Source organism: Rhizobacter sp. P3_B12, assembly GCF_056402895.1.
Genome location: NZ_JBFUGN010000509.1, coordinates 1 through 4,385 on the forward strand (window position 1 = coordinate 1; position 4,385 = coordinate 4,385).

Here is a 4,385-nt window from a genome sequence, read left to right on the forward strand (position 1 = left end):
CCGTGCAGGCGCCCCTGCGCATCGGTCTCGAAGCGCAGCGCATGGCCCTGCTGCCGGCACCACGCGGCCAGGTGCAGGTCCCACGCGTCGGCGCGGCCGCGCACGCGCAGCTCGTCGCCATCGGCCAGGCCGAGCAGCGCGCGCCGCACCAGCAGCAGCGCGCCCTGGTCCAGCGCCAGCGACTCAATATCGATAGTCGCTGGCAAGGATGCGCCCGTCATCGCTGTAGAACCGTTCATCGTCGACCGCCCGCTCGAGCAGCGCGTAGCCGCTGGTGCGGCCGATGCGCCACTCGCGCAGCCCCTCCAGCTCGAGCAGCGGGCGCACGTCCGGATCGTCCCAGCGCATCGCGAGCAGCAGCGACGTGAAGCGGTCGATCAACGCCGCCGGCGCACCCGGGCTGGTCGTGAAGTTGCAATGGTCGTAGGGGCCGGTGTGCGCGATGACGCGCGTGCTGCCGGCCGGCAGCGTGCCGTCGAGGCCGAACGCGAGGTGGTTGCCGTCGATCAGGCAGCACGCGTCGATCTCGCCGGCCCGCAGCGCGGTGGCCGCATCGCGTTCGCCGCCGATGTGGTCGCCGTGCTTGCCGCCGAGCACGTCGAAGCGGCGCAGCGTGAAGTCGCGGCCGGCCACCAGCCCGTGCTCGCGCAGCAGCCCGAGCGGGATCAGCGTGGCCTGCGGTGAATCGATCGCGCCGGTGCCCACGCGCCGGCCGCGCAGGTCGGCGAGCGCCTGCAGCGGGCTGTCGGCACGCACGACGACCACCGAGCGCAGGTCGCAGTCGGTGTCGCGCATCGCGACCGCCCGTACGGCCTGGCCGCGCGCGCGGGCCAGGCGGTCGGCGCGCACCCACGCGAGCGGCGAGTTCCAGGCCAGGTGGATCGCGCCGTCGAACTGCGCCTCGACCTGGCGCTCGTAGTTGGAGTACAGCAGGTAGTCGAAGGCCAGGCCGTGGCGCGCGAAGAAGGCCTTGAAGCCCTCCCAGATCGTGACGACCTTGGGCGCGTAGGCGACGGCGCCCATGATCAGCGTGGAATCGCTCATCGGCAGGCTCCTCAGAACAACGGCAGGCCGGTGATGGCCTTGCCGATGAAGTCGTACAGCACGTCCGAGGTCGGCGCCATCACGCTCGATGCGCGCGCATCGCGGAACAGCCGCTCGATGCCCGCCTCCTTGCGGAAGGCCGCGCCGCCGCACACGCGCATCGCGACGTCGGTCACCTCCAGTGCCGCCTCGGCCGCGGCGGCCTTCACTTCCAGCACGCGCAGCATCGTGTCGGGGCGGCCACCGCCGATCGCCGCCAGCGTGTCGTCGATCAGCGCCTGCACCATGTCGGCCTGGATGCGCGCGCGGGCCAGGTAGGCGCGGATGGTGGGCAGCTCGGCCAGCGAACTGCCGAGGTGCAGGTGGCGGGTCTGGCCGACATGGCCGATCGCGCGCGACAACGCGCCTTCCATCAGCCCGGCCGAGCACGACGCGCTCAGCACCGAGAACCACGGCAGCACCACGCCCATCATCGTGTCGAAGCCCTTGCCGTCCTCGCCCAGCCGGTCGGCCGCGGCGATGCGCACGCCGCGCGCGGTGATCGGCGTCGACGCATTGCCGCGCAGGCCCAGGCCGTCGAACGCGCCCGGCTGGCTCAGGCCGTCCTGCTTGGCATCCACGAACCACAGCGTGCTGGCGCCCTCGGCCGCCAGCGGCTTGCTCGACCAGACGTAGCTGTCGGCCTCGAAGGCCGAGGTGACCCAGCTCTTGCGCGCATCGAGCAGCACCGCGCTGCCGTCGGCGCGCGCGGTGCCGGTGGGCGCCCAGAAGTGGCTGCGCGAATCGGCCTCGGAGAACGCGAGCGTGCTCAGGTGCCGGCCGCGCGCGATGGCCTCGCGGACGGCGGGCTGGCCGGCGGCTTCGATCACCGCGACCGCGCAGTAGTGCATGCAGACGATCATCGCGGTCGACGGGCAGGCCTGCGCGAGGCGCGAGACGACCTGGCTGGCCTCCTTCAGCCCCAGGCCGAGCCCGCCGACCGATCGGGCCGACACCAGGCCGAGCAGCCCGGCCTCGCCCAGCGCGGTGATCGTCTCTCGCGGGAAGCGTCCCTCTCGGTCCGTGCGCAGCGCGAGCGGCTCCACGGTGTCGGTGACGATGCGGGCGAGCGTGTCGAGCGGGTTCATCGGGTCTCCGTAGCCCGGATGCCAATCCGGGGTGGGCGGGGGGATCCCGGATTGGCATCCGGGCTACAAGGATTCATGCAATGTCGGCAGTTGGCGGGTGAACGAGGAAGCGTCTTCCAGGCAGCGCAGGTCCAGCAGCAACCTGTCCTGCGCGATGCGCCCGATCACCGGCTGCGGCAGCGCGCGCAGCGCCGAGGCCAGCGCATCGAGCGCCGTGCCGATGCCCTTCTTCGAGGCACCGGCCGGCGCGATCGCCAGCCCCGCCGACGGCAGCCGCTCCACCGGCAGCGAGCCGGAGCCGATCTGCCCCATCAGCTCGACCACCTCCACCTCGAAGCGCGGCGCCACCGCGGCCGCCACCGCCGGCTGCAGCGCCGCGGCCAGCGCGCGAATCGCCTGCGCCGGCCGCGTCAGCAGCCGCAGCGTCGGCAGGTCGTGCGCGAGCCGCTCGGGCCGCAGGTACAGCATCAGCGTCGCTTCGAGCGCGGCCAGCGGCAGCTTGCTCATGCGCAACGCGCGCTTCATCGGGAACTTGCGGATGCGCGCGATCGCGACCTGGCTGCCGACGATCAGGCCCGCCTGCGGCCCGCCCAGCAGCTTGTCGCCCGAGAACGTGACCACGTCGCAGCCGGCCGCCAGCATCTCCTGCGGCAGCGGCTCGCGCGGCAGCCCGTACTGCGCCAGGTCGACCAGCGAGCCGCTGCCCAGGTCGGTGGCCAGCGGCAGCCCGTGCGCATGCGCGATGCCGGCCAGCGTCGCCTCGTCGACCGCGTGCGTGAAACCCTGCACCGCGTAGTTGCTGGTGTGCACCTTCATCACGAGGCCGGTGCGCGGCGTGATCGCGCGCTCGTAATCCTGCGCATGCGTGCGGTTGGTGGTGCCCACCTCGACCATCTCGGCCCCCGCACTCGCCATCACGTCGGGCATGCGGAACGCGCCGCCGATCTCGACCAGTTCGCCGCGCGAGATGATCACCTCGCGCTCGCGCGCCAGCGCCGCGATCGTCAGCAGCACCGCGGCGGCGTTGTTGTTGACCACCGTCGCCGCCGCCGCGCCGGTGATCGTGCACAGCAAATCCTCGACGATCGAGTCGCGGTCGCCGCGCCCGCCCGAGGCCAGGTCGTATTCGAGGTTGTTCGGTGCCGCCATCACCGCCAGCAGGTGCTGCAGCGCGCTGTCGGCCAGCAGCGCGCGGCCGAGGTTGGTGTGGATCACCGTGCCCGTCAGGTTCAGCACCGTGCGCAGCCGTGGCGCGAGCCGGGCCTGCACGCGTGCCGCGAGCGCCGCCTGCAGCGCATCGGGCTGCAGCGCGTGGGCGGCGAGCCCGCCGGCCACCGCTTGCGTTCGTAGCCCCTCAAGCAGCGCGCGCGCCTCGCCGGCCACCAGCGTGTGGCCGTGCGCGTCGAGCAGCGCGCGCGTGGCGTCGCTGCGCAGCAGCTTGTCGATCGAGGGCAGGTCCTGGGGCCGTGCCTCCTGCGACCCGCCGCCGTGAACCACGGACGTCTCGGGCCGCTCCATCAACCGCCTCCGCCGTCGTCAGTGCCGTCGTCGCCGAACAGCAGCATCAGGTTGATGCCCTGCCGCTGGAAGCCGGCCTCGCTGACCAGCAGGTCGAGCGTCACCGAGCCGAGGTCGTCGGCGACCGGCTCGACGTTCACGTCGCGCTCCATGTGCACGATCTTCAAATAGTGGCCGCAGGCATCGCAGGTCTCGGCCTCGGTGGCCGGCTTGGCATCGCGCGGCTCGCTGCCCAGGCGCTGCGGGGACTGGTAGTGGATGCCCTTGGTGCCGAGGCAGTGCGTGCACTTGATCCGCACCATGTGCCACTGCGCGGCGCACAGCGCGCACTGCAGGTAGCGGAAGCCGGCATCGCCGCCGCCGATGCGCGAGATGCTGGCCACCGGCCGGCTGCCGCAGCAGGGGCACAGCGTGGCATCGTCGGTGCGGCCGAAGGGCGGCAGGTGGTCGGCGCCGCGCGCCGCTTGCGTCGCGAGCACGAGCTGCGTCCAGTACACCTGCAGCGCCGCGGCCACCAGCGGGGCGGCGGCCAGGTCCAGCCCCAGCATCACGCCGGTCAGCAGGCGGTCGGCCTGTTGATCGAGCCAGGCATCGTCGCCGGCATGGGTGTCTTTCAGCGCCTGCACGGCCGCCAGCGCGGGGCTGCCCGCCAGGCGCGGCAGCAGCGCATCGAGCAGGCGGCGCAGGCCGCTGCGC

The 4,385-nt window shown here is 72.9% G+C and carries 4 protein-coding genes and 1 pseudogene; all 5 read right to left on the bottom strand.

What is annotated here, in order from left to right:
- A pseudogene (locus AC1D01_RS22480) lies at positions 1 to 206 on the bottom strand (ferritin-like domain-containing protein); the annotation flags it as partial.
- Positions 184 to 1,044, bottom strand: a complete 861-nt coding sequence (locus AC1D01_RS22485; protein WP_477870220.1) for a phosphate/phosphite/phosphonate ABC transporter substrate-binding protein — start codon at positions 1,042 to 1,044, stop codon at positions 184 to 186. The gene AC1D01_RS22485 and the pseudogene AC1D01_RS22480, both read right to left, overlap by 23 nt.
- Before the next feature lie 11 nt (positions 1,045 to 1,055).
- A complete protein-coding gene (locus tag AC1D01_RS22490; RefSeq protein WP_477870222.1) occupies positions 1,056 to 2,171 on the bottom strand; it encodes an acyl-CoA dehydrogenase family protein in 1,116 nt (371 codons plus the stop codon).
- A gap of 63 nt (positions 2,172 to 2,234) precedes the next feature.
- Positions 2,235 to 3,689: an L-seryl-tRNA(Sec) selenium transferase gene (gene selA / locus AC1D01_RS22495; RefSeq protein ID WP_477870224.1), complete on the bottom strand. Its 1,455-nt coding sequence runs from the start codon at positions 3,687 to 3,689 to the stop codon at positions 2,235 to 2,237.
- A partial coding sequence (locus AC1D01_RS22500; RefSeq protein ID WP_477870226.1) for a formate dehydrogenase accessory protein FdhE occupies positions 3,689 to 4,385 on the bottom strand: 697 nt, incomplete at its 5' end. The genes selA and AC1D01_RS22500, both read right to left, overlap by 1 nt.